We start from the raw sequence: 25,848 nt of genomic DNA, 5'->3' as shown, positions 1-25,848 counted from the left end.
TTGGTTCGTAACGAACCGATAGGCTTGCCATTGACGGGTATCACGAGAGAGTTACCTTATCGGTGTTTGGTTAGGGGGGTGGTATGGGTATTTGACAGATTGATTAAGTTGTGCTTATTGACTGAGTAATCAACCTATTGACAGAATTATTTTCCTATGCTAGGACTAGATTGTGAGTAACATTTGAGTAACTAGGCATAGTTATTGGGTTGAGTAATAACCCGCTATCGCTGTTAGGATAAGGGTTTATAGTTAACACGTTGTGGCGCAATCAAAGCGCCCTAATGTCTCCGTCCGACAAAAAAAGCCCCAGCCAGCCTTGTGGCTACCCATAGAATCCGGTTTGACTTCCGCCCCCTGGGTGCATTGCTTCACTAGAAATGGAAACGGAGGCTATTGAGATCTCCCCGGTGACTTGGCTTTGGGGGGCGGGGAGCATTTCTCCACGGAAGTCTAGGATGCTCACCAATAACAAATAAGCGATCGCTAAAATAATCGAAATGGCTCCGGTAATATAGGCAACTACTTTAGAACGTTCCATTCTCAATCAATTACAAGTTTCCACCATCCCACCCAGTATATACTAGACCATGGACAATTGAACATCACATTAACCATGATGTCGGGGCGGGTTCTGCTGTCAATCCTCAATTCCCACAGAAAAGATTGCCCAACCCGCCCTATACCCACAGTATGGGCGACCTATTTTTTCAAGGCTACCACATCACCAAACCCTCCCCAGCCCTCTCCCAGAGTTCGGGAGAGCCAGATTTAGAGGGTTTCATTATCCATCAATTACCTAGGTATTAGCGGTTATAACGGTCATCGCGATTATAACGATCATGGCGATTATAGCGGTAACCGCGATTATAGCGGTCTTGGCGATCGCGCATTTTTTCAAAGTTGTCGCGATAGCGCTTTTCCCATTCCTTTTTCTCACGACTGAGGCTGCGTTCTAATTCCTCATGGGCTTCTCGAATCACCCGTTCTTTTTGGCTTTGAGACAAACGCTGATTGTGGGGCTTGTTCATCTCATCTCGCATTTCCGATTCTAGCTGCTCATGTCGCCGCCGGCTATATTCTTCAAAATCCCTCTCAAACTGTCGCCGCCAATCATCATTATTACGATTAGCGATCGCAAATCCCGTTTCTCCTATAGTAGCTTGTTGAGTAGAATTAGCATAGGCAACCATCTGGTCAGCAGGCAGTTGTAACCCTCCCGCCATTAGAAATGTTGTCAGAACCAAAATACCCTTCATTACTCAATTCTCCATAATTTTAAGATTAATTGACACCCCCATGGGAAATGATTACGGTTTCAGACTAACGAAAATCCGGGTTCATTTACCCATACATATATAGTATCATTTTGTCAATAGGATTGACCAAGTTTATAGTCGATATTGGCGATCGTAAAGTTCCCAGGTAGGACCCTGAGTAGTGTAACTTAGGTAGAGCGCCAATATTAAGTCACAGCAGAAGGTAAAATAGGAGATTGAATCAAACTGAATCGATTTAATTCAATCTGTAGTTAACCATTAGAGGTTCCCTTGACTCATCATCAAGATGCTATTGCGCCCCACGGTGGAAAGCTAATTAATCGCATGGCCAGTGCCGAACAACGGGCCGAACTCCTAGAAAAAGCCGATACTCTCCCCAGAGTACAACTTGACGAGCGATCGCAGTCGGACTTAGAACTAATTGCGATCGGCGGTTTCAGTCCCCTAACCGGGTTTATGGAACAGGCAGACTATAGCAATGTCGTCCATAATATGCGACTGAGTAACGGACTGCCCTGGTCTGTTCCCATCACCCTATCCGTCACCGAAGAGGAAGCGGCGCACCTGTCGGAAGGTAGCCTAATCCGTCTGGACTCACCAAAGGGTAAATTTGTGGGAGTTCTGGAACTAACCCAAAAATACACCTACGATAAAGAACACGAAGCCATCCACGTCTATCGCACTAATGATAACAAACATCCGGGAGTCAAGGTAGTTTATGACCAAGGTCCGGTCAATCTCGCCGGTCCTGTGTGGTTACTCCAGCGAGAATCACACCCTTTGTTCCCCAACTATCAAATTGACCCAGCCGATAGTCGTTCACTATTCCGAGAAAGGGAATGGAAAACCATTGTTGGATTTCAGACTCGCAACCCTATTCACCGCGCCCACGAGTATATTCAAAAATGCGCCCTAGAAACTGTTGATGGTCTATTTCTCCATCCTCTGGTTGGGGCTACTAAGTCTGATGATATCCCGGCTGATGTGCGGATGCGTTGTTATGAAATCTTGATGGAACGCTACTATCCTAAAAATCGGGTGATTTTAGCGATTAATCCGGCTGCTATGCGTTATGCCGGACCGAGAGAAGCGATTTTTCATGCTATGGTCCGCAAAAACTACGGCTGTACCCACTTTATTGTCGGGCGTGATCATGCTGGTGTCGGGGACTATTATGGAACCTATGATGCCCAGCATATCTTTGATGAGTTTGAACCGGCAGAATTGGGTATTACTCCCATGAAGTTTGAACACGCTTTCTATTGCACATTGACTAAGGGTATGGCTACCAGTAAAACTAGCCCCAGTACCCCAGAACAACGGATTCACTTATCGGGAACCAAGGTTCGGGAAATGCTGCGAAGGGGAGAATTGCCACCCCCAGAGTTTTCTCGTCCAGAAGTGGCGGCGGAACTAATTAAGGCGATGAGGGTTCCCTCAGAAGCATAATTTCACCAAATCCCCCTATCCCCGTCTCTGGGAGGGGGGAGTAGAAAATTATCGACAATTGCAGAAGACGCGCTAGGATAAAATATATCCTATGCTAGGGCTCAACCGAATTTAATCGGTGGGAAACTCATCAGGTTATTGTCAAACCATCTCGGTGGCAGGTTCTCAGGTCTCTAGTTATGAATAATAAGAACATTGAGGCTTTCATGTCTAGGAAATAATCTTTGTGTTTCCCGCGATATTATCTAGTTATAGGAGTGATACAAAACGACAATTAGGAGAGTAATTAACACGAATGAAAATTGACAATTTTTACACTAAAATTGCCATAAATAATCAGCGAGAAATGCCAACCTTCAAACAGTTAATAGCAGTGGAGGCATATAAAATTTTATTTATAGCATTTATTCTTCTTAAAAAAAGCCGCGATAATGGCTATATTTACAGTCCGTGGTCAGTCTTAATTAATTTATGGATGAATTGGAGTATGGCTCACCATGATGATGTGATCCTGGGTTCAAAAATCTAGGAATTAGTGATGTTTTTGATTTCCAGAAATTGGTAAATTTTGCTAGTGAATAAGTTTGAGTAAGTTTCAGGGATAGATGGATTAGGAATAATAGATCATGGCATTAAAGCGACGGCAATTTCTAAAAAGATCGAGTATGCTACTGGCAGGGTTGGGACTTAGTGAGGCGGCTTGGTGGCAACTTGGCGATCGCTACCATAGGGCTTTAGCAGAACCGAATCATCGGAAACTGGCTCTGCTAGTGGGTATCAATCAATATCCGAAAGTCTCCCAACGCCATATAGAACCCCTATCAGGATGCGTCACGGATGTAGAATTACAGCGGGAACTGTTAATCGGTAGATTTGGATTTAACCCCTCAGATATCCTTACCCTTACTAATAAGGAAGCGACGGGGGAAAATATCGAAACTAGCTTTATAGAACATCTAATTAACCAAGCTAAACCAGGGGATTTGGTGGTTTTTCATTATAGCGGCTATGGCAGTTGTATGGCTGATGCTAATCAAAACCCTGACGCGGCTACTATTAAACATTCCCTAATTCCCGTTGATGTCACCCCAGACCATAATGGAGAACCCATTAACGATATTATGGAGGATACCCTGTGGCTATTACTGCGATCGCTGAAAACTCAACAAGTCATCACAATTCTTGATACCAGTTATGCTTATCCTGGTTATTCTCAACAGGGAGTCCTGAGAATCCGATCAGCAGCCAGCCCCAATTCTAGCCAAATTAGCGATCGCACCATTACCCGACAACAACAATTACTACAGCGCTACCAAATCGACCCCGAACAACTAGAACAACGTCGCCTCGGAGAACTTCCTGGTATAGTCTTAGCAGCCAGCAAACCCACCGAAATGGCTACAGAAACCACTTGGTCTGGACTCAGCGCCGGATTGTTTACCTATAACCTTACTCAAACTCTCTGGAATGCGACAGCCACCTCAGACTTCAAAGAAACTCTAGGTCGTGTAGCCGGAGTGGTAGAACGTATTACCGGACCGAACCAGCAACCTCAGCTTCAGCGTCAAGTTAGAATTACGTTAGATGATCAACCACCCATGATTAATCTACCGCTAACATCACCCCCAGTCGATGGAATTGTTACTGCTGTGACTGGGGATGGCAAAAGTACGGAATTGCTACTGGCTGGTTTACCTGGCTGTGTTCTGGAATCGGGAGAAATTAATTCCCTATTTACCATTGTATCAAACACTGAGAGTACAGAAGCTAAGGTGCAGCCAAAACTCCAAATTCGCGGCTCTAACTCATTGCACGCTACCGCTGAGGTGAGAATATTAGAAGTGGGTGGTATCAAGTCACCTGTGGTTCAGTCCGGCCAATTTATTAAAGAGACTATTCGGGTTATACCTCGCCACATTAACTTAAAAATTGGTCTTGATTCTAAACTCGATCGCATTGAAAGGGTCGATGCAACCAGTGCCTTGTCTAGTATTGATCATATCTCTATCACTAGCAACGACCAACCCATTGATTATCTATTCAGCGCTGTACGCGATACTACTATTGCTCAAAATCCGAGTAGCTCGATGAATTCATTATTCCAAGGGCATTATGGTCTATTTTCCCCCGCTCAGGTGGTGCTTCCCGATACAGCAGGAGAAGGTGGAGAGGCTGTCAAAGTCGCCGTACAACGATTAGTTCCTCAATTGAAAACTCGATTAGCTGCTAAGTTGCTACGACTGACGGAAAATGAACGTTCTGACTTACTCAAAGCCAAAGTTACCCTAGGGATGTTAACTCCCCAGTCACGGGCGATCGCTAAACGAGAAACCCCTGATTTATCCCATCAGGGAAGTGATCAACTCACCCTAACCAGCCCAAATAATGCTAATTCTACCCCAGCGGTAGCACACCGTTCCGAGACCTTTGGTATACCGACTATACCAAAGGAGAGTCGTATTCAGATGCAATTACAGAATAATGGTGAACTCCCATTATATTTCATCATGTTTCTGTTTGACAGTCGTGGTCAAACATACGTTTATGATGCTACTAGACCTCCCATAGTTGAGACTCAAGACAGTTCTATGATTTTACCCCAGGTTTTACGGGTAGAAGGGGGAAAAACTATGAGTATTCCCCCAGCTAATGTTAATGGCGGAACTAGCACCACCGAAACCCTAGGAGAATTGGTGCGGGGTCCGGCTGGGTTGATTGAAACCTATCTGATTATTAGCCATTACCCTTTTACTCAGACTTTACCAGCTATTAGTCGTGGTTTAAAGCAAACTTCCATCAGTTCAAAAAATAGACTGCAATTGCTGTCAAATCCTTGGGAAGTTTCCCGGTCTGTATTGGAGGATTTGGCAAAAGCTAGTAAACTAGGAGTTGAACGTTCTGGGATTTCTACTGATAATCTTGCCCTAGATATTAATGCTTGGGCTACCTTTAACTTTGTCTGTCGAGTTGTGTAAAACTTGTCAGGAGTTGAGATACTTATATAGTAGACAGTTATTTCTTTTTTCTATCCGGTTTCCTATCTTGTTAGTCAGGGTTAGAGAGTTGATGATAGCATCAGTAGGAGATGTTCATGAAAATTTTAATTGTTGAGGATGATAGAAATGCAATTGTTCCTCTGATTGACGAGTTAAAAGCCTATCACTATATTGTTGACTTGGCGGTTGATGGTCATACCGGATTGGAACTCGCTTTAGAATGGAATTATGATTTAATTATCCTTGACTGGATGCTTCCCGGAATCAATGGACTAGCAATTTGTCGTCAATTGCGCGAGCAAGGTTTTCTCAAACCTATTTTGCTTTTAACTGTACGCAATCTTAATGAGGAGATTATTACCGGATTAGATGCTGGCGCTGATGATTTTGTTTCTAAACCTTATAGCCCGTCTCAAGTTTTGGCGAGAATTAGAGCCTTATTAAGAAGGAAAAGTTTGCCACAATTACCATTACAATTTACCTGGGAAAACTTGCAGGTTAATGAAACTTCTGCACAGGTTTATTATGATAACAAGCCTGTTGATATTAAGCCAAAAGCCTATAATTTACTGTTGCTATTTCTGAAAAATCCACAGCGGATTTTTAGCCGTCAGGATATTATCGATCAACTCTGGTCTTTTGATAATGAACCCAGCGAATATGCGGTCACTAATTTAATTAAAGACCTGCGCCGAACTCTCAAAGATGCGGGGATGATTACAGATATTATCGCGACTATTTATGGCTTGGGATATCGCTTAAATCCACCCCCAGAAACTGAATCTAATCAGGCAGAATATCTGGATAACTCACCGTCTTTAATCCCTCGATCTAACCATAATATTGAGGAGATTTTGGCTAAATATCAGAATTCCTTTGACGAAGAGGTCGGCTTTTTAGAAACCATGTTTTTAATCAATTATTCGGATGATTCTATCTCAGAAATTGCCAGGGAAAAGGCTCAAGAAATTGCTCATAATTTAGCGGGAAGTTTGGGTTCTTTTGGCTATCAACGAGGTTCGGAATTAGCCCGTGATATCGAAAACTGCTTGAGCTATGATGATGGCTTATCAGATAAATATAAAAATATCAGTATAATTCAAGAAAAAATACGCCAATTATGTCATGAAATTAACCAGTCTCCTCAACCGATATATTTCCAAATTTGTGCTTCATCTAATCAAATTTTGCTGATTGATGCTGATCGAAGTTTAGCGGAACAATTACAAGGTCAAGCTGGCGCTTGGAACTTAAATATAGACGCGGTTTCCACTTTGACTAATGCTAGACAGTGGCTGACCAAAACTCTCCCTGATGCGATTTTATTAGACCCCCATTTGTCAGAGGAAGATTTGACAGGATTTGATTTCCTCAAGAACATCGGACAACGTTTCCCGGAAATTCCTATTTTGATTTTTACTTATGAGGATAACCTGTCGGAACGTATTATGTCAGCGCGTTTGGGGGCTAGACGATTTTTGCACAAACCCGTTACGCCTCAATACATTTTTGAAGCGATCGTACAAGTTCTCCCCAAACCCCCCAGCCGAGATGCTCGGATTCTGATTGTAGAAGATGATCCTATCTGTTTGCAAGTTTTGCGAAATATCCTCAAACCCTGGGGATTTGATATGATTTGCTTGAGAGAACCTAACCAATTTTGGCAAGTCCTAACCCAAACTCTCCCGGATTTATTAATTTTAGATGTACAAATACCTACCTATACGGGTTTGGATTTGTGTCAGGTCGTCCGACAAGACCCGGCTTGGGAAGAGTTACCAATTTTGGTGGTCACTGGACATCAAAGTTCTGATATGATCCAAAGGGTTTTTGAAGCTGGCGCAGATGATTTTATTACTAAACCAATTATGGGCCCAGAATTAGTCACCCGCGTTATGGCTCGTATTGAGCGATCGCAACTGAGAAGAAAAGTTAAACAGATCCGAAAACAGTCTAGGTGAGTTATCCATCATAGCCGCAGCTACTGACCGAGATTGTCAGAAAGAAAAACCCAGCCCCCACTTCCAGCCCACTAGGGACTAGATATTTAGGTCTCCTACTCACCCAGAAAGGGCATGAACCCTTGAGGGCTTTTGGTTTCCTAAACTATTAGGTACCAGCTCTATATGGGTAGACTGGGCTGTATATCAGGGTCTATGTAGCATAGTACCAGCAAAATATAAGGAACTTATAAGATGATATCCAAAATTTGTAAAGCCCACACCCTTACCTGATTATGGCCAACCTTTCCCAATAGTTCTGTCTGTTTATCGATTTCAGGTAGCATCTTCTGATACCGCCTGACTTTTTTGGCGGTCTGGGAGGGTGACGACTTTGGCTGTGGTGAGTTGTAAATACGCCTAAGTTGTTGAGGTGGGAGGCTGCGGGGAGTAGTTGGGAGTGGGTGAATTTGAGCGATCGCACCATTTCAACCTAGTTAAACACATCCCCTATTGCTTTTCAGATTATCTGTGGGGTGATTATCTGTAGGCTGGGGTTGGGTTTCCCAAGCTACAATTTATGATTTTTTAGTATGTCGATGTGAGCGATTACATCAGATGATTATAAACTTACAACCCTTTCAGTCATCATGCAATATGATTTCCCTCGTCCCTATCCCGGGGGGAATAAGGGTTTATGGTGCGGGTAATGTTTTAAGTAAGTGATTTCCCTGCTGTAAAGACATTTTTATAAGGATGATCAACTGGGGGGGGAACCTCCACAACCCAGTTGAAGACATTAACACAAATTGTGATTAAATATATTTCTGTTTATACAAGCTGATTCAACGATTCTTAATGAATGTGATAATCTTATCAAGAACCATGAAGGTTTGTAACATTTTATAAATTTACTGATCAGTACTATTGTATTCAAGCTATGTCATGCTAGGATATGAGGTGTAGTCAGGTATAGAGATTTGGAACTCTATCCAAATCCAATTATGTATTCAGGCGAACTTTTTTGCATGGTGTGATTTTTATAGACTATTGCATTCTACCTAAAAATTAATTCCCGACTCTGAAGGAAAACCCATCGGATTGGGAAGTTGCGTTGTGGAGTAAACCATAATGTCTAAAGCCAAAATATTGCTAAACTTATCAATGGCTGGTGTAACCGTCTCAGCAGCCGTGGCTCTCACCAGTCAACCGGCTGTTGCCAATACCACCTTTCGATGTATTCCAGCCGGAAACGGTTATGCCACCATTGCTGTAGCTAGTACCGGACACCAAAGTGAACCTCTGATCACCTGGAATAGTCAAGCCTTTATAGCAGGTGGCTATACACCCCAAAATCGCTGTGAGATAGTCAGTCAACGTTTAACCAGGGCTGTGGCTCAGAGTGGAGGGCTTCTGAGTAATCTGTTGTTAACGACTGGAAGCGTTAATGGCTATGATGTCGTCTGCTGGACAAACAATAGCAGTTCCGTTTGCAACCCGAATAACCTTTTAGTAACTATTTCTCCTGGTCGCAGTGCGGGTGAGTTTCTGGGTAACTTTCTCAAGATGGGGGCTAATCCTATGAGCGAAGGAACACCGGGTCAAGAAAGCGTGCGTCGAACCACTGTCAGATTCGGCGAACTGGTTCAGCGGGAGTTAGACGAAGCCAGAAGGCGAGGCGGGGGTCATAGTAACCCGGTAACCACTCCCGATCCTGTGCGTCCTCCTGTTCGTCCTCCCAACGATCCGCCCGTAGTTTTTTAGTCAATTTATCAACTCCAAATCCCCTTAATTTTTTAAGATTGTGATGCCTAAATCTAACCTTCAATCTCGGCAATTTTGGGTCGGGTTCTTGCTCGCAGCAGGACTGGTCTTAGCAAACACTTCCGGGTTGAGAGCCTTTGACCAACAGATAGCTGAGTCTATGGTTCAAAATCCTTTACCCCCCGCATCACCATCTGTAGAAAGTTCTGTCCTCCAGGTAGCCAAACAGGTGACGGTCAGAATTTTGAAAAATCAGGGAGCTGGGTCTGGGGTAATCATTGACCGCCAAGGGGGAACCTATACAGTTCTCACCTGCGACCATGTTGTTGTTAGCGGGAGTCAAGATCAGACCTATCAAATCTTGACTCCCGATGGTAAAACCCATTGGGGGCGACGTCGGCCAATGTCGGGTTTGCAGGGCTTAGATTTGGCTGTGGTGGAGTTTACAAGCTCAAACCCTTATCAAGTTGCGGTTTTGGGGAATTCTGAAGATATTTCGATTGGAAAACCAATTTATGTGGCAGGATTCCCCAACTATCAACCCCGAGATGATGGTGGTCTGCATATTACCCATGATTGGGGACTAAGAGCTTTTCGATTCACAACTGGAAATCTATCCATGCGGTTATCGGGTCTGACCTTGCAACGTGGCTATCAGCTTGCCTATACTAATGCCACCATTCAAGGCATGAGTGGTGGGCCGGTCTTGAATGCTGACGGTGAACTGATTGGGATTCACGGACGTGGCAGGGTCACGATTCATGGAATTGAGACATTTCGTTTCACCGATGGAACTTTGCCCTCACTCGAACTCTATGAGTATATGTCGCCCTTGAGCTGGGCTGTGCCAATTTCTGCCTTTCAGAGACCCTTGGAACCTAGGCCGACTGGTCGCCCCTTTTCCACCGATCCGACTCAGCCCTCTTTACCGGCGACACCCATGCGTCAGAATCAATGACCAGAGAAAATTTAAGTTTCTGTTAGCCATTCATCATCCCAGGAATTATGGTTAAAAACAACTGGAATATTAGGTTAGGACTTTTAGCGGTTCTGACCAGTTTGTTGGTAATTATTCTCGCCACAATAGCCCCAATCTCAGCTCTACAGTCTGAGGTCGAGCCGGACACTCAATTTCATACAACTGATCAAATTTATGTTACATCGGTGAGTCAATTATCGGATGTTCAGCCAACGGATTCGGCATTTATGGCGGTTCAATCTTTAGCGGATCGAGGAATGCCGATCGCTTATCCTGATTTGACATTTCGTGGTAATCGAGCAGTCAGACGAGGTGAAGTAGCTCAATGGTTTGAAGGCTTTATCAGAAGGATATTAGAAACATCAGAGCTAGATAGTACACAGTCCGATTTAGCCACACCAGAGGATTTAGACCGACTTGCACAATCTGTTAGAGCTCTCCAAGAGTCTATACGAGAATTACAGCAGGGAAGTCCTTAACCGAATCTTGCTCCCATGTGAGCTGATCCAGATTTTTTGCTGTTCTTATTTGGCTTGTCTATTATGCTGCGATCGCAATTATCCAAGTTTAAACTAGCTGTCTTTGGTGCAATTTTTGTAGTTGTACTAGCGGTATTTGGGCTGCTAATTGTACCATCAAACCCCCCAGCCAAGGCTCAAAATTTGCCTGTTGATGTTCAACCTACGGATTTCTACTTTCAATCCTTACAATCTCTAATTGAGCGTTATGATTGCTTTAGCACCTTCCCGGATGGAACCTTTAGAGGCAATAGAGCCTTAACTCGCTTTGAACTAGCAGTCTATCTGAGTTCCTGCATGAATTCATTGGAGCAAAATCTAACAACCAGCGGAACGCATGGGATAACTAAATCCCAAGTGGCTGCTTTGCAAAATAGGATTGATGCCTTACAACAACAAGTCAATCAACGGCGAAGCTCTACCCCAGTTAATTAGCCAGACGTTTTTTAATATTTGCTGGGGATCCACTGATTTAAACATTACGGAAAACATCATGTTTAAACTGAATCTAAAAAATTGGCCAACCATGGTAATAGCTGCGATCGCCAGCCTCTGTATTTTTCTTGCTATCAGTACCATTCGCAGCGATGCCAGTACCCCTTCCCCTATCTTGGAAAACCAGAGAGAACCGATAATCCTAGCAGCTAATTATTCCGAAAATGACATTAACTCCATTGCTAGGGCGGTCACAGTTTTTGTGGGTGGGCAAATCGAAAATCGTCAAAAATTGGAACAAAGTGGTGTACAGTTCAGGGAAGCTGGTTCCGGCGTAATTGTAGCCCGCAGAAATGCAACTTACTATGTTTTGACCAATCAACATGTTGTGCCACATCGTAATAAGTATGCTATTCGGACTCACGATGGCGATTTGCATCAAGTTGAAAATGAGCTGCCCCCCTATCTTGATTTGGGTCAAAAGGATACCACAAAGGATACAGTAACCCGCTTTGGGGAATATAATCCTCAGAAAAAAACGGTGGATGGTTATGATTTAGCTTTAATCAGTTTTCAAAGCAATAACAATTATCCCGTTGCAGTGGTTGGAGATGCCAACACAACTAAAGTTGGAACACCTGTGTTTGTTTCAGGTTGGCCTTTACCAAGCAACCCATCCCAAGATCGAACCCGTGTTTTGAGAGCTGGAGAACTTCAACAAATTATTGACCCTGCTGATCCGAATGGCAATTATAATTTATGTTACACGGCTGAGACAGCCACGGGTATGAGTGGTGGTCCTGTCTTCAATGATCGCGGAGAAGTGATCGGCGTGCATGGCTCAGGCCAGGAGCATGAGCGCCCTCAATGTGTTGATATAAGTTTGGGAATTAAAATCAATGATTTTATCGATGTACAGGAACGGGAAGCACAATATAGCTTAAAAAATGACCTGCGTTTTCCTCCCGCCAACCCCTCAGAATTTGCCAGTGCGGTTACTTATCCAAATGCTGATACTTTGAGAGGAGTAGACTATCAACAATTCTTTGAGATTAGCCCTAATGACCCAGCTTATAAAGCTATTCAATTCATCAGTCAATATGGTTGCATGGGAGCCTTTCATGACGGCACCTTTAGACCCCGTCGTGTGGCTACTCGTGGTGAATTTATCGTGGATATCAATCGCTGTATGAATGGCTTAAAAGAAGTAGCTTCTAAAAGTCTGCCTGAAGGAGGTATATCTCTAGAAAATTTTGATTTTATTCAGCAATCTGTTGAGGAACTTCAACGGGAGGTTGAATCGCTTTCTAATAATAATAATTTGCTGTGGTAGATACAGCCGGGAAGTCACTTAAAACATTACCCTCACCCTAAATCAGAATCTCAGGGGGGGGGAGAGGGACGCGATCATAAACTGTTACTAGCTGAATTTGAGCGATCGCACCATTTAAAGCTACTATTAAACCTAGTTCAGGATATCCCCTATTGCTTTTCAGATTATGTGATCTGCCATCATCATATCTAAAAACTCAAGGCGATCGCTCTCAGTCTGGCGGACTCAATGGGGGGCCCGCTGCCCGAGTGAATCGCCCTCTGGGTTTTATAAAATTTTCTTTATAAAATTTTCAGATTTAGAGTTGTAATTTTATTCGCAGATTAGAGATTGAGTTATTCACATGATCACAGAGGAGAGCGTAATGCTCCATACCCAAAATACAACCGTAGATCATCAGCAACTTTCTAACTTCATTTGGCAAATTGCCGATCTGTTGCGGGGGCCCTATCGACCGCCACAATATGAGCGGGTCATGTTACCGATGACGGTTTTGCGTCGTTTTGACTGCATACTTGCACCCACCAAACAGGATGTTTTAGACAAATATCAGCAATGTAAGGATCGATTCAAAGATGAGGCCCTTGACTCCATGCTCAATAAAGCAGCAGGGCCAGACTTTCGCTTTCACAATCGTTCTGAATTTACCTTTGAAAAGCTAAAGGGCGATCCCAATAACATTGACAAACATTTGGTGACCTATATCAATAGTTTTTCAAAAAACATCCGGGAGATTTTTGAACGCTTCGAGTTCACCGCCGAAATTGAAAAGATGAATGAGGCGAATATTCTTTATTTAGTCGTCTCCAAGTTTTGTGATGTTAATTTACACCCTAACCAAGTGGATAACATTGCAATGGGGTCGATTTTTGAAGATTTAATCCGCCGTTTCAATGAACTCGCCAATGAAACCGCAGGAGATCACTTTACCCCCCGAGAAGTCATCCGGTTAATGGTCGATATTTTATTCGACCCCGATGATGATATTTTGACCAAACCTGTTATTTGTAGATTGCTCGACCCGGCTTGTGGTACCGGGGGGATGTTATCGGAATCCCAAAACTATCTACGAGAAAATAACAAAGAAGCACAACTCTGGGTTTTTGGGCAGGATTTTAATCCCCGGGCTTATGCGATCGCCGCTTCTGATTTATTGATAAAAGGCAACGAACAAAGTGCGATTCAGTTTGGAGACTCCCTAACTGACGATCAATACTCCGGCGAAACCTTTGATTATTTTTTGGCAAATCCTCCTTTTGGTGTGGATTGGAAGAAACAGCAAAAGGACGTAAAACGAGAACATGAAAAATTTGGTTTTGCCGGACGGTTTGGGGCGGGTTTGCCCCGGGTTAATGACGGTTCCCTGTTGTTTTTACAGCATCAGATTAGCAAGTTTGAACCCTATCAACCAGACAGCGATAAAAAGGGTTCTCGTCTGGCGATCGTCTTTAATGGTTCTCCTCTATTTACAGGGGGTGCGGGAAGCGGTGAAAGTGAAATCCGCAAGTGGATTATTGAAAACGATTGGTTAGAGGCGATCGTCGCCTTACCCGAACAGATGTTTTATAACACGGGTATTGGAACTTATATTTGGATTGTCACCAACCGAAAGCAGAAACACCGTCAAGGCAAAATTCAACTGATTGATGCACGTCACCGTTGGCAACCGATGCGACGGAGTTTAGGGGATAAACGCCGGTATATGGGTGAAGAAGATATCGCCATTGTGGTGCAGGAATATGGAAATTTTGTAGAAACGGAAACCAGCAAAATTTTTAAGAATGAGGATTTCGGTTATAACCGCGTTCCCATTGAGCGACCCCTACGTTTACTGTATCAGATGGATACAGACCGAAAACTTCGTTTTCTTGATGGTGTTCCCCATTTATTAGAGGATGTTCAGGCGATAGACAAACAATTAGGGCGCGAACCTCGTCCGGATTGGAATGAGTTCGATCGGTTAATGAACGATTTATTAAAACAGCGGAGTAGTCGTTGGAAAAAGGCGGAACAAAAGCTATTTCGAGATGTTTTTACGGAACGAGAACCGGAGGCAGAACCCGTTATTTTAAAACAACGGAAGGCTAAGGATGAACCTTATGCTCGTGTTTGGGGTTGGTTCCCAGTGGCTGGTAAAAAAATTGAACTGATGTATGAGCCAGACTCAAAGCTGCGGGATTTTGAAAATGTTAATTTACAAGATGAAGTGACCCGTTATTTTCTGGAGGAAGTTGAACCCCATGTTTCCGATGCTTGGGCAGATGGCGCTAAAATTAGAAGTGCTTTTGAAATTAATTTCAATCGCTATTTTTACAAGTACACGCCACCTCGTCCATTGGCGGAAATTGATTCAGACATTAAACAGATGGAAGAGGAGATTATTAAGTTGTTGAGGGAGGTAACAGCATGACTTGGCTACAAGCAAAGCTCAAATATGTGGCCCATTTTGCTTATGGTGATGCCCTTCCTAAAGATCAAGAACGAGAGGGGGATTTCAAAGTTTTCGGTTCTAATGGAGCGTATGATAACTATGGGCGAGCAAATACTCAGGCTCCTGTAATTATAGTAGGGCGGAAAGGCTCCTATGGCAAAGTAAATTGGTCAGATCATCCGTGTTTTGCTTCTGACACAACTTTCTTTATTGATGCAACAACTACACATCATCATTTAAGATGGTTATTTTATCTATTGCAAACACTCAATTTAGATCAAGGTACAGATGAAGCAGCAGTCCCGGGACTTAGTAGAGATGATGCTTATGCAAAAAAAGTTTTTATTCCTCCACTTGGTGAACAAAAAGCGATCGCACATTATCTCGATATAGAAACGGCTAAAATCGACCAACTAATTAAAGCCAAAAAACGATTATTGGCATTATTAGACGAAAAACGTCGTGCCCTCATCACCCATGCTGTCACTCGTGGCTTAAATCCTGATGTTCCGATGCGTGATTCTGGTGTTGAGTGGATAGGGGAAATTCCTAAACATTGGGAAATTTTACCCTTGCGGCGTATTCTTCAAACAATGGATTATGGTATTTCCGAGTCTGTTGGAAGTGAAGGTAATATAGCTGTATTGCGTATGGGTGATGTTGATGAGGGAGAAATTAGTTATGATAATGTAGGCTTTGTTGATGATGTAGATCATGATTTGATTTTAAAAGCAAATGATTTGCTGTTTAATCGCACTAATAGTTTAGATAAAATTGGTAAAGTAGCCATTTTTAGAAACAACTTCTTATTTCCGGTTTCCTTTGCTTCTTATCTTGTCAGAATGCGTTGTAATGATTCAGTAATTCCAGAATACTTAAATTATTTATTAAACTCTTTGCCGGTCTTGACATGGGCTAAAAGTAATGCTCTGCCAGCTATTGGGCAAGTCAACTTAAACCCTAATCGTTATAGTTATATCAAGATTCCTATCCCGCCAATTGAAGAACAGTTGAACATCACAGAATATATTCAGACAAACACAAAAAAAATAAAAAAATTATGTCTTTCATCAGAAGAAACTATAAAATTGCTACAAGAACGCCGAACTTCATTAATTACAGCAGCAGTCACCGGACAAATTAAAATTACTTAAAATCAAGGAGTACCCATGCAAATTAACCAACTTAAACTGAGTAACTTTAGAGGCTTTGAACAGGCAGAATTTGAATTTCAGCCAGGAATGAACCTGATTGTGGGGATTAATGGAGTCGGCAAATCCAGTGTCTTGGATGCCTTGCGGATTGCCTTTTCAAGAATCCTGCCTAAATTAACAGCTTGTCAAGAGAGAAAGATTAATTTTAATACCGATGATATTATGATTGGAAAAGATAAATTAATGATTGAAATGAATGTGGATATATCAGGAATACCTTTTCGATGTAAATTTAGCCGGGGAAAAAGCCATGAACAGGAACTCAAACCTAACGGTGACCAAATTTTAGAACCTCTAAAAAAGGCGCAAAATCAACCCCTGATTGTATATTGTGCAACCCGGCGCTCAATAGTTACAGAACAAGACTTAAATCCTAATCGTAGTTCAGGTAATCAATCTGCGGCTTTTGTTGACGCACTCATTCCTAGAATGCTACGTCTTCGGGAATTTATAGATTGGTGGTTAGTCCAAGAGGAAAATTTAGACGAAAAACCTCAATTAAACCGTCATATTAATGCTTTAAATGATGCCGTCACCCACTTTTTAGATTGGTGTAATAATGTTCGTGCTGTTCCAGCCTCGGATACATACAAAAAACCAACCTTGCTACTTGACAAAAACGGGGTAACACTAAATATTAATCAGCTTTCAGATGGCGAACGGGGTATCATAGCATTGATACTTGACCTAGTACAACGGCTTTTACAGGCAAATCCCGATCTCGAAAATCCTTTACAGGATGGAAAAGCGATCGTGCTCATTGATGAATTGGACTTACACTTACATCCACTCTGGCAACGCATGGTTGTCCACAAACTGACCGAAATCTTTCCAAACTGCCAATTTATTGCCACCACTCATTCACCGCAAATGATTGGAGAAGTTGAACCAGAAAATATTATTATTCTAGACCAAGATAAACAACCCTATATTCCTGACCAATCCTTGGGTATGGATAGTAATTGGATTTTACGCTTTCTTATGGAAACTCCTGAGCGTGATATAAACACGCAAAAAACCCTAGAAAAGATAGAATCATTGATTAAACAGAGGAATTTTCCAGAAGCGACTGAACAAATCAACAGTCTCCGTGAATTAGGAAACTTTCCTGAATTGGTACGCCTGCAAACTCGCATTGATCGGATCAGACTATTAGGGAAATAAATGATGAAGTACATCAAAAAAGAACAAGAACCTGAAAAATTACGTTCCTGGTTTAACAACCAATATGATGAAGAAGGAAATCGCCTTGGTTGCGACTACTATGATGACGTGCCAAGCGATGTTAAAAGGGATGTGAAAGAGCATCTACTAAAGGAGCAAGGCTTTCTATGTTGTTATACAGGGATCTTGATTGATACTGAAAATTCCCACATTGAACACCTCAAGCCCTATTCTATATGTCGAAATGAGAAAAATTATGAAGATGTCAACTATTTTAATCTTGTAACTGCTTATCCCGGTAGAAATTATAAATCTCAAGAGGATGAGAATGATGAAGATGATGAACTTAATCAACCTAGCAAAAAAAACAAGAATAGCAAGAAATGTCCTTTTGGAGCGCACGCTAAAGAGAATTGGTATGAACGTGACAATTTTGTAACACCGTTACAATTAGATTGTGAAGACAGATTCAAGTTTGATGATTTTGGGAAAGTCCAAGCTACAAATCATCAAGACACTGCGGCACAAATAACGATTGAAAAATTAGTGTTAAATCATCAGCGATTGATAGACTTAAGAAAGGCAGCTATTGATGAAGCAATATTCCCTATCGATATTGAATTAGATGCCTCAGATATCCAGAAAATTGCTAATGGCTTATATTCCCAAAAGAATGAAGAGGGGAAATTTCGTCAATTTTGCTTGGCTATTGAACAAGTTGCAAGACAACTAATATAACCCCATTTATCTTGGAATCAATTAAGTTCTAAAAACCTTGCATTAATCTATAAAGACTATTGACCTATGGACTCTATCAGTGTTGTTTTCCCACAAAGCGAAAAAGCCTTTGAGCAAGTGATAGAAGACTCTCTTATAAAACAGGGCTATGTTAAACCCCTAACCCCATTTAACAAAAATCTAGCCATTTTTCCAGATATTGCCCTTAACTTTATCCGTCAAACCCAACCCAAAGCCTGGGCAAAATTAGAAGCCTTACACGGAGAAAATACGGGTAATCAAATCCTTACCGACCTGTGTAAATGGATGGATACCTATGGATCACTCCATACCCTGCGTCACGGTTTTAAATGTTATGGTCGCACCCTGCGGATTGCCTATTTCAAAGCTGCCCACAGCCTCAATTCTGACTTGGAAACCTGCTACAAAGCCAATCAACTTGGGATTACCCGCCAACTTCAATATAGCGATCGCCATCGAAATGAACTCGATATTACTCTCAGTCTCAATGGTATCCCCATTGTCACGATAGAACTGAAAAACCCCCTCACCGGACAAACCGTAGAACATGGGAAACAACAATATCGTCAAGATCGCGATCCTCACGAAATTATTTTTGAGTTTAAACGGCGAACTTTAGTTCATTTTACTGTTGATACCGAAGAAGTCTGGATGACCACCAGACTCGCCGGAAAAGCCACCCATTTTTTACCCTTTAATCAAGGTGACAATAACGGTGCCGGAAACCCTCGCGACCCCCAAGGACGAACCTATCGCACCGCCTATTTTTGGGAAAACATTTTACAACCGGATAGTTTATTAGACCTTCTGGCTCAGTTTCTTCATGTACAAATCGAAGAAAAATATGACGATCGCGGGCGAAAATATCAGAAAGAAACCATGATTTTTCCTCGTTTCCATCAATTGCAAGCGGTCCGAAAATTGATTGCAGCCACCCAAGAGGAGGGAGTCGGATCTAATTACTTAATAGAACATTCGGCAGGAAGTGGCAAAAGTAATACAATAGCTTGGTTAACCCATCGTTTGGTTTCTCTGCATAACACAGAAAACCAGCGAATTTTTGAAACTGTCATTGTGATTAGCGATCGACGTATTCTTGACCGACAACTACAAGATACTATCTATCAATTTGAACACCGCCAAGGCGTTATTCAAAAAATAGATAAAGATTCTAAGCAGTTGGCAGAAGCCCTAGAAAGTGCTGTTCCTCTTATTATTACAACCCTCCAAAAATTTCCCTTTGTAACCCGACAGTTGCTTAAACTTGCAGAAGAACGAAACGAACAGGGAAGCGGAAGACTACCCACTCGTCGCTGTGCGGTGATTATTGATGAAGCCCACAGTTCACAATCGGGGGATACGGCTACAGAATTGAAGGGAGTGCTAGGTGGTGAAACATTACATCAGAAAGCCCGTGAAATGGCACAAGAAGAAGGATTAGAACATTTAGAACAGATGTTCCTCAGCATGGCAAAACGCTCCTTACAAGACAATCTCAGCTTTTTTGCATTTACGGCTACACCCAAGCACAAAACATTGAAATTTTTTGGTCGTGAAGGTGAACCTTTCCATCGTTACACCATGCGTCAAGCTATTGAAGAAGGCTTTATCATAGATGTCTTAAAAAACTACACCATCTATACAGCTTACTTTAAACTACTCAAAGACTCTGGTGATGACCCCAATGTTCAACGGAAGCAAGCTGCTAAATCTCTAACTCATTTTATGCGCTTACATCCTCATAATATTGCACAAAAGACTCAAATTATGGTAGAACATTTTAATAATTTTACGCGGCATAAAATTGGGGGTAAAGCAAAAGCAATGGTGGTCACAGGTTCTCGCCTGGAAGCAGTTCGTTACAAACAGAGTTTTGATAAGTACATTAAAGAAAAAGGCTATGACATCAAGAGTTTAGTTGCTTTCTCCGGAATTGTCAATGATGACAAAATACCGGAGAAAACTTACACCGAAGAAGAAATGAATCATGGAATTCGGGAAAAGGAATTAACCGAAAAATTTGCTGGTGATGATTATCAAGTGTTATTGGTGGCGGAAAAATATCAAACGGGTTTCGATCAACCTTTACTCCATACCATGTATGTTGACAAGCGGTTGGCGGGTATTAAAGCAGTACAAACCTTGTCTCGCCTGAATCGCACCCACCCTCATAAAGAAGATACTTTTATCCTCGATTTTGTCAATAAACGTCAAGAAATTCAAGAGGCTTTTCAACAGTTCTATGAAGGGGCAGAGTTGGGACAGGAAGCAGAACCCGGACAGCTTTACCACCTTAAAAGTCAACTCGACGCTTCTGGAATATATTTAAGTGAAGAAGTCAACAGATTCTGCACTATTTATTTTAAGCCAAAACAGCGTCAGAATCCTAGCGATCATCAAGGGATGAATGCTGCTCTAGATCCGGCTGTAGATCGATTTCTGGCGTTATACGAGCAGGATGTTGAAGCGGCAGAACTCTGGCGACGAAAATTAACAGCTTTTCGCAATTTATATAGTTTTTTAAGCCAGATTATTCCTTATCAGGATTCTGATTTGGAGCAAGTTTATATTTTCCTCCGCCATTTGGCTACTAAATTATTGCGTCCCTCAAATCAAGACCAATATGATTTTGATAGTGAGATTAAGCTTGAATATTATCGTCTTCAGAAAATCAGTGAAGGCTCAATTCACCTAAAAAAAGGAGAAACGATTCCTCAAGATGGCTCCCCAGCAATTGGTACGGCAATTTTGCGGGAAAATTCTGTTAAGCTGTCACAGTTAATTGATGTTTTGAATAACCGCTTTGGTACTGACTTTAATCAAGCTGACCAACTATTCTTCGACCAAATTGTTGAAGCGGCTGTCAACACGGAAGCACTGCAACAAGCAGCCCAAGTCAATTCGGTAAATAAATTTGGTTTACTGTTTGATAAAATAGTTGAGTCTCTTTTTGTAGAGCGTGTAGACCAAAATGAAACTATTTTCGCTCGTTATATGAATGACAATGATTTTAAAAATGTCGTTTCGGAATGGTTGCTTTCAGCAGTCTATAAACGCCTGTCGGATCATCAGAATTCTGAGCGATAACCTGCCCAAAGCGATCGCACCATTTCAACCTACCATTTAGGAGCGATCGCCAAAGGAAAATCAATCCATAACTAAGACTTCAGGAACTCGATTAACTCCTGTAATTTTGACCACGCCGCCCCACTTTGGAGAATATCCAGCGCCAGGCTATAGCCTTGGTGATGTTCCTGGAGTGGAACTACCCCAGCCACCTGTAAAGCTAGGGAACTATTGAGCGCCACAGCATCTTGTTGGGGGGTCGTTCCTTTCCCTTGTAGCACCTGGGTTAAAATTTCCATATTTTCCGATAGTTCTCCCCCCTTCAGGGCGCTAATAGGGGCGGCATTGATGCCTAAATCTTCTGGGTTCAGGAGCGATCGCATTACCTTACCCTCAGATAGAATAGCTAAATCCGTACCATCAGCCAAACCCGCCTCGTCCAAACCCTCCCGCCCGTGGAGAACAATAGCTCTTTCGATGTTAAGATGTCCTAGGGCGTTTGCGATCGCATCCAAAACACTCGGATCAAACACCCCAATAACTTGTCCTACCGGACGCAGGGGATTCACCAAAGGCCCCAAAAGATTAAATACCGTCCGCACCTTCAGAGTTCGACGTAAGGGCGCTACCGCCTTCATAGCCGGATGCCAACCCGGTGCGAATAGGAAAGTAATCCCCACCTGTTCAACCGCCGCCCTAACCTTTTCTAGGGGCGCTCCTAAATTGACCCCTAACCCCTCTAATACGTCCGCAGAGCCCACCTTACTCGAAGCCGAGCGATTCCCATGTTTAGCCACCGGAACCCCGGCGGCGGCGCACACAAACGCCACAGCAGTGGAAATATTAAAAGTCGATGCCCCATCTCCCCCGGTTCCACAGGTATCGATTAGGGAAAATTGGGATTTTAAACCATCTGCGCTGGGGGTGGGTAGATTTCCTGATTGGGACTGCGATTGTAATACTTTCGCCATTCCCGCCAACTCTTCCCCAGATACTCCTTTGGTTTGTAACCCCACTAAAATCGCCCCGGATAACACAGGGGGGATAGACTCACTCAGCCATCCTTCCATTAAAATTGAGGCTTGGTCGGTGGACAGGGACTGATGATCTAGGAGTTGTTGGAGAAGTTGCGGCCAGATATCAGCATCAGGGGCAAAATGAGTCATGGTAAAGGCTATTAATTCGGATTATCTAGGTTGGGCATTCTGATTTTATCCTAGGTTAGGTCAGGCGATCGCACAACCTCATCAAAATACCTCAGCACCTTCAAACTTCTTAACATTCTGAACTTTAGCGGATTCTCCACAGGTGCGAGGTGTAGGGAACATTTTACCAGGATTAGCCAAACCCTTAGCATTAAAAACCGATCGCACCCATTGCATAGTTTCCAAATCCTCTTCATTAAACATCTTATTCATATAACACTTTTTATCTTCCCCGATACCATGTTCCCCCGACAAACTCCCACCCACATCAACACAAATTTTCAAAATTTCGCCGCCAATTTCTTCCACCGTCTCTAAGGCACCTGCCACAGAATTATCATAGAGAATCAAAGGATGTAAATTCCCATCTCCCGCATGAAACACATTAGCGATGCGATAGCCATACTTTTCGCTTAAAGCCGCAATTTCTTTCAATACATAAGCCATCTGAGTCCGAGGAATCACCCCATCTTGTACATAATAATCCGGGCTAACATGACCCGCCGCCGCAAATGCCGCCTTCCGACCCTTCCACATTTTCAAGCGTTTTTCCGGTTCATTGGCGGTAGTAATATTCCGCGCCCCATTTTGTTTACAAATATCTGCCACCCGCTGTTTATTGCGGTCTACCTCCACCTGTAAACCATCTAATTCTACCAATAAAATCGCCCCGGCATCTCGGGGATATAATCCGGTATTAACGACATCTTCCACCGCATTAATACTGAGATTATCCATAATTTCCATACCACCGGGAATAATCCCCGCCCCGATAATATCAGATACCGATTGTCCGGCTTCTTCAATGGTAGCAAAATCTGCCAACAGAACACAAATCGATTCGGGGGCTTTCAGAATTCTGAGGGTGATTTCCGTAGCCACGCCTAGAGTCCCTTCTGACCCCACAAATAAACCCGTCAGGTCATATCCTGGCATTTCCGGAATTGAACCGCCTAAATCGACGATAGACCCGTCTGGGGTAACGATTTTTAAGCCCAGGACGTGGTTAGTGGTGACTCCATATTTCAAACAGTGAACACCACCGGAATTTTCGGCTACATTACCGCCAATGGAACAGATAATCTGGCTGGAGGGGTCGGGGGCGTAGTAAAATCCTGAACCGCTGACGGTTTGAGTTACCCAGTTATTAATCACCCCTGGTTGTACGACGACCTGCTGATTTTCGAGGTCTACTTTCAGAATTTGGCGCATTAGGGCGGTGACAATCATCACGCAATCAGTGACGGGTAATGCACCTCCTGATAGTCCGGTTCCCGCCCCTCTCGCTACCCAGGGTATATTATGGCGATCGCATATTTTCACGGCTGCTGCGACTTCTTCTGTGGTGCGAGGAAGAACCACCAAAGCCGGACGTTGGCGATAACTGGTTAGTCCATCACATTCATAAACTAGCAATTCTTCCCGTCGCTGAACCACCCCCCGCTTACCTACAACGGCGGCAAATTCTTTGATTATCGGTTTCCAGTTCCGGCTTACGGTGGGGCTTGACATAAGTTAATGTCTTTAGCTGTAATGAGTATAATTAAACTTGCTTTAGACATAACATCATTTGATATTTCTGTCAAGTCTGACTCACCCAATCAATTACCCAAAATTAAGGTCGGCTGGGAAATTCCACAACCGACCGAGGTTAAGCCACTAATTGGCTGATACAGAGATTTAAGCCTATGCTATTTTTCGGCTACAGCTAAACTCTTTTTGTAGTCCGGGATTGACTGATAGTTGTTATTCTCATCATACAAATGGCAGTGGTCAACAACTTCCTTCATTAAACCCCAGGAAAAATCACACTCAGGATAGAGATATTCACCCCAATTTTCCTGTAAGCTGGCATAGGCTTTCCGGAGGTTATACCAGGGAATTGCGGTGGTGACGTGGTGGGGAACATGAACGTTGATATCGTGACAGAGAAACTCAACCCAGCGGGGATAATTGCAGTGAACAGTCCCTGATAGTTGAGATTCGGCTTCGTGCCATTTTTCGGGTTCTCTAAAGGGAATGTCGGTGATGGTGTGATGAAGCAGGGTAAAGGTACTCATCCAGAAGTGGAACACTAACCAAGGAAGCAACCAAAACTTGACAAATCCCCAAACTCCGATGGTTAAAATCATAGTCGGAAATGCGATCGCCGCCGTGCCGATCACCAACAAAGAGGAAAACTTGACCTGTTGGCGCTGCTTACCTTCAAATTTCGTCCAATCAAAGTGAAGGCTGGCCCAGTGTAGAATGGAACCAATCCACCAGGCGCGACCTCGGAAAAGGTCATAAGTGACCTGCATTAATTTACCAGCGTTTTGGTATTCTTCTTTGCGCCAGGGTTGCCAAGCATTATCTAACCCCATTCTGTTAGTGTATTTATGGTGTTGGTTGTGACCAATACGCCAACTGTGAAAGGGATATATAATCGGCAGAAACATGATATGACCTACCCAATCATTTACCCATACATTCCGAGAAAATGAACGGTGTCCGCAGTCATGTCCGATCACAAAAAATCCGGTGAGGGCGGTTCCTGTAAATACCCATAACACGGGGAGGAGAAACCAGGGAGCGATCGCTATTCCTAGCCACCCTAAACCCACCATTAAAACATTAATGATTACTGTCATCCAAGCTTTGTATCGGTCTTGGACAAACACATCACTAGGGAGGGTGTTTATAATATCCCTTAAACGCAAATCAGAGGGAACTGCGGAGGGGGGTGACGATGAATCTTCAGACTTTACAATTGATAGGGTCATAGATGAATTTTAAGGGAAAACCAAGCCACCATTACTGGTGCCTGGCTTCTGAATGAATGTGCTTTTTTTTAACTGCCCAGGTAGCTGACAACTTTCTCAGCCCACAGCTTCGGTATTTCAGTCAATCAACCAGCCTAAGCGGTCTTTTTTTGATGAGTTACCCGGCAGTGAGATTGAGAGAAACTCCCAACCAAGATTAGCTGATTCCAAATAGTTGAATCAACCCCTCAGACTGTTAAGTTTAGTCTGATCATTTATAGCACACCATCTGCGATCGGGATCGCTAATTTCTGATTTTTGACAATTGGCCGCCTGGCGGGATTGGGCCTAATTTTTCGGCGCTGTGGGACTAAGCGATCGCATTTGCTTTAGAGTTTGTAATTCTAACAGTAGAGTGTCCACCTCAGCTTGAAGATGCAAAAACTTCACTTGCTGATCAACACTATATATAGATGGCATCTTATCCATTTTACCGGAGGCTGAAGACAACGGCAAGGATGACAGATTTTGTGGACGGGGTAAAGTCGATGAAGGAGTTGGCATCAGTAATTAA

Annotated in this window: 19 protein-coding genes and 1 pseudogene; 14 read left to right on the top strand and 6 right to left on the bottom strand. The window is 43.0% G+C overall.

Translation table 11 applies throughout. The features are described 5' to 3' along the window. Window positions 1-325: 325 nt before the first annotated feature. Window positions 326-541 (bottom strand): hypothetical protein, encoded by a 216-nt coding sequence (locus P5674_RS04210; RefSeq protein WP_006620329.1) that lies wholly within the window; start codon window positions 539-541, stop codon window positions 326-328. Between the two features lie 265 nt (window positions 542-806). Beyond that, window positions 807-1,259, bottom strand: coding sequence for a hypothetical protein (locus P5674_RS04205; RefSeq protein WP_006620328.1), 453 nt, complete (start codon window positions 1,257-1,259; stop codon window positions 807-809). Window positions 1,260-1,550: 291 nt separating this feature from the next. Between P5674_RS04205 and sat the strand changes: the two genes are divergently transcribed. The 14 genes and pseudogenes from sat (at window position 1,551) to P5674_RS04135 (ending at window position 21,349) form a co-directional block, all read left to right on the top strand. Beyond that, entirely contained in the window at window positions 1,551-2,729 is a 1,179-nt protein-coding gene (gene sat, locus P5674_RS04200; RefSeq protein ID WP_006620327.1) for a sulfate adenylyltransferase, read from the top strand. 295 nt (window positions 2,730-3,024) lie between these two features. Then, complete coding sequence (locus P5674_RS04195) at window positions 3,025-3,258, top strand: hypothetical protein (RefSeq protein WP_006620326.1); 234 nt, start codon at window positions 3,025-3,027, stop codon at window positions 3,256-3,258. Between the two features lie 97 nt (window positions 3,259-3,355). Continuing rightward, window positions 3,356-5,704 (top strand): caspase family protein, encoded by a 2,349-nt coding sequence (locus P5674_RS04190; RefSeq protein WP_014274301.1) that lies wholly within the window; start codon window positions 3,356-3,358, stop codon window positions 5,702-5,704. A 116-nt stretch (window positions 5,705-5,820) separates the two neighbouring features. Beyond that, on the top strand, window positions 5,821-7,686 hold the full coding sequence (locus tag P5674_RS04185) for a response regulator (RefSeq protein ID WP_006620324.1): 1,866 nt from the start codon (window positions 5,821-5,823) through the stop codon (window positions 7,684-7,686). Window positions 7,687-8,796: 1,110 nt separating this feature from the next. Next, window positions 8,797-9,429 carry a COP23 domain-containing protein gene (locus P5674_RS04180; RefSeq protein WP_006620323.1) on the top strand — a complete coding sequence of 211 codons (633 nt, stop codon included), beginning with the start codon at window positions 8,797-8,799 and terminating at the stop codon, window positions 9,427-9,429. A gap of 43 nt (window positions 9,430-9,472) precedes the next feature. Continuing rightward, entirely contained in the window at window positions 9,473-10,387 is a 915-nt protein-coding gene (locus tag P5674_RS04175) for a S1 family peptidase (RefSeq protein WP_006620322.1), read from the top strand. Window positions 10,388-10,434: 47 nt separating this feature from the next. Continuing rightward, window positions 10,435-10,887: an S-layer homology domain-containing protein gene (locus P5674_RS04170; RefSeq protein WP_006620321.1), complete on the top strand. Its 453-nt coding sequence runs from the start codon at window positions 10,435-10,437 to the stop codon at window positions 10,885-10,887. Window positions 10,888-11,079: 192 nt separating this feature from the next. Next, window positions 11,080-11,206 (top strand): annotated as a pseudogene (locus P5674_RS26545) (S-layer homology domain-containing protein); the annotation flags it as partial. Window positions 11,207-11,308: 102 nt separating this feature from the next. After that, a complete protein-coding gene (locus P5674_RS04160; RefSeq protein ID WP_014274298.1) occupies window positions 11,309-12,694 on the top strand; it encodes a S1 family peptidase in 1,386 nt (461 codons plus the stop codon). Window positions 12,695-13,058: 364 nt separating this feature from the next. Continuing rightward, window positions 13,059-15,104 (top strand): type I restriction-modification system subunit M, encoded by a 2,046-nt coding sequence (locus tag P5674_RS04155; RefSeq protein WP_006620318.1) that lies wholly within the window; start codon window positions 13,059-13,061, stop codon window positions 15,102-15,104. After that, entirely contained in the window at window positions 15,101-16,279 is a 1,179-nt protein-coding gene (locus P5674_RS04150) for a restriction endonuclease subunit S (RefSeq protein ID WP_006620317.1), read from the top strand. The genes P5674_RS04155 and P5674_RS04150 overlap by 4 nt, the downstream gene beginning before the upstream one ends. A 15-nt stretch (window positions 16,280-16,294) precedes the next feature. Next, the gene (locus P5674_RS04145; RefSeq protein WP_006620316.1) at window positions 16,295-17,503 is read left to right on the top strand and encodes an AAA family ATPase; all 1,209 of its coding nucleotides are present in this window, start codon (window positions 16,295-16,297) and stop codon (window positions 17,501-17,503) included. Beyond that, the gene (locus tag P5674_RS04140; protein ID WP_315669816.1) at window positions 17,504-18,241 is read left to right on the top strand and encodes a retron system putative HNH endonuclease; all 738 of its coding nucleotides are present in this window, start codon (window positions 17,504-17,506) and stop codon (window positions 18,239-18,241) included. Between the two features lie 66 nt (window positions 18,242-18,307). Then, complete coding sequence (locus tag P5674_RS04135; RefSeq protein WP_006620314.1) at window positions 18,308-21,349, top strand: type I restriction endonuclease subunit R; 3,042 nt, start codon at window positions 18,308-18,310, stop codon at window positions 21,347-21,349. Window positions 21,350-21,420: 71 nt separating this feature from the next. On the opposite strand, the gene trpD is transcribed toward P5674_RS04135, so the two are convergent. The 4 genes from trpD to P5674_RS04115 all read right to left on the bottom strand — a co-directional run bounded on the left by trpD (window position 21,421) and on the right by P5674_RS04115 (window position 25,838). Continuing rightward, window positions 21,421-22,494 (bottom strand): anthranilate phosphoribosyltransferase, encoded by a 1,074-nt coding sequence (gene trpD / locus P5674_RS04130; protein WP_006620313.1) that lies wholly within the window; start codon window positions 22,492-22,494, stop codon window positions 21,421-21,423. Between the two features lie 81 nt (window positions 22,495-22,575). Continuing rightward, window positions 22,576-24,045: a glycolate oxidase subunit GlcD gene (glcD, locus tag P5674_RS04125; protein WP_006620312.1), complete on the bottom strand. Its 1,470-nt coding sequence runs from the start codon at window positions 24,043-24,045 to the stop codon at window positions 22,576-22,578. A gap of 179 nt (window positions 24,046-24,224) precedes the next feature. After that, window positions 24,225-25,295 (bottom strand): fatty acid desaturase, encoded by a 1,071-nt coding sequence (locus P5674_RS04120; RefSeq protein WP_062945578.1) that lies wholly within the window; start codon window positions 25,293-25,295, stop codon window positions 24,225-24,227. 327 nt (window positions 25,296-25,622) lie between these two features. Next, entirely contained in the window at window positions 25,623-25,838 is a 216-nt protein-coding gene (locus tag P5674_RS04115) for a hypothetical protein (RefSeq protein ID WP_014274291.1), read from the bottom strand. Between the last annotated feature and the right edge of the window lie 10 nt (window positions 25,839-25,848).

Source organism: Limnospira sp. PMC 289.06 (assembly GCF_032350395.1).
Taxonomy (GTDB): domain Bacteria; phylum Cyanobacteriota; class Cyanobacteriia; order Cyanobacteriales; family Microcoleaceae; genus Limnospira; species Limnospira platensis.
The sequence above is the reverse complement of the archived record's forward strand: the minus strand, read 5'-3'. Positions and strand labels throughout refer to the sequence as shown.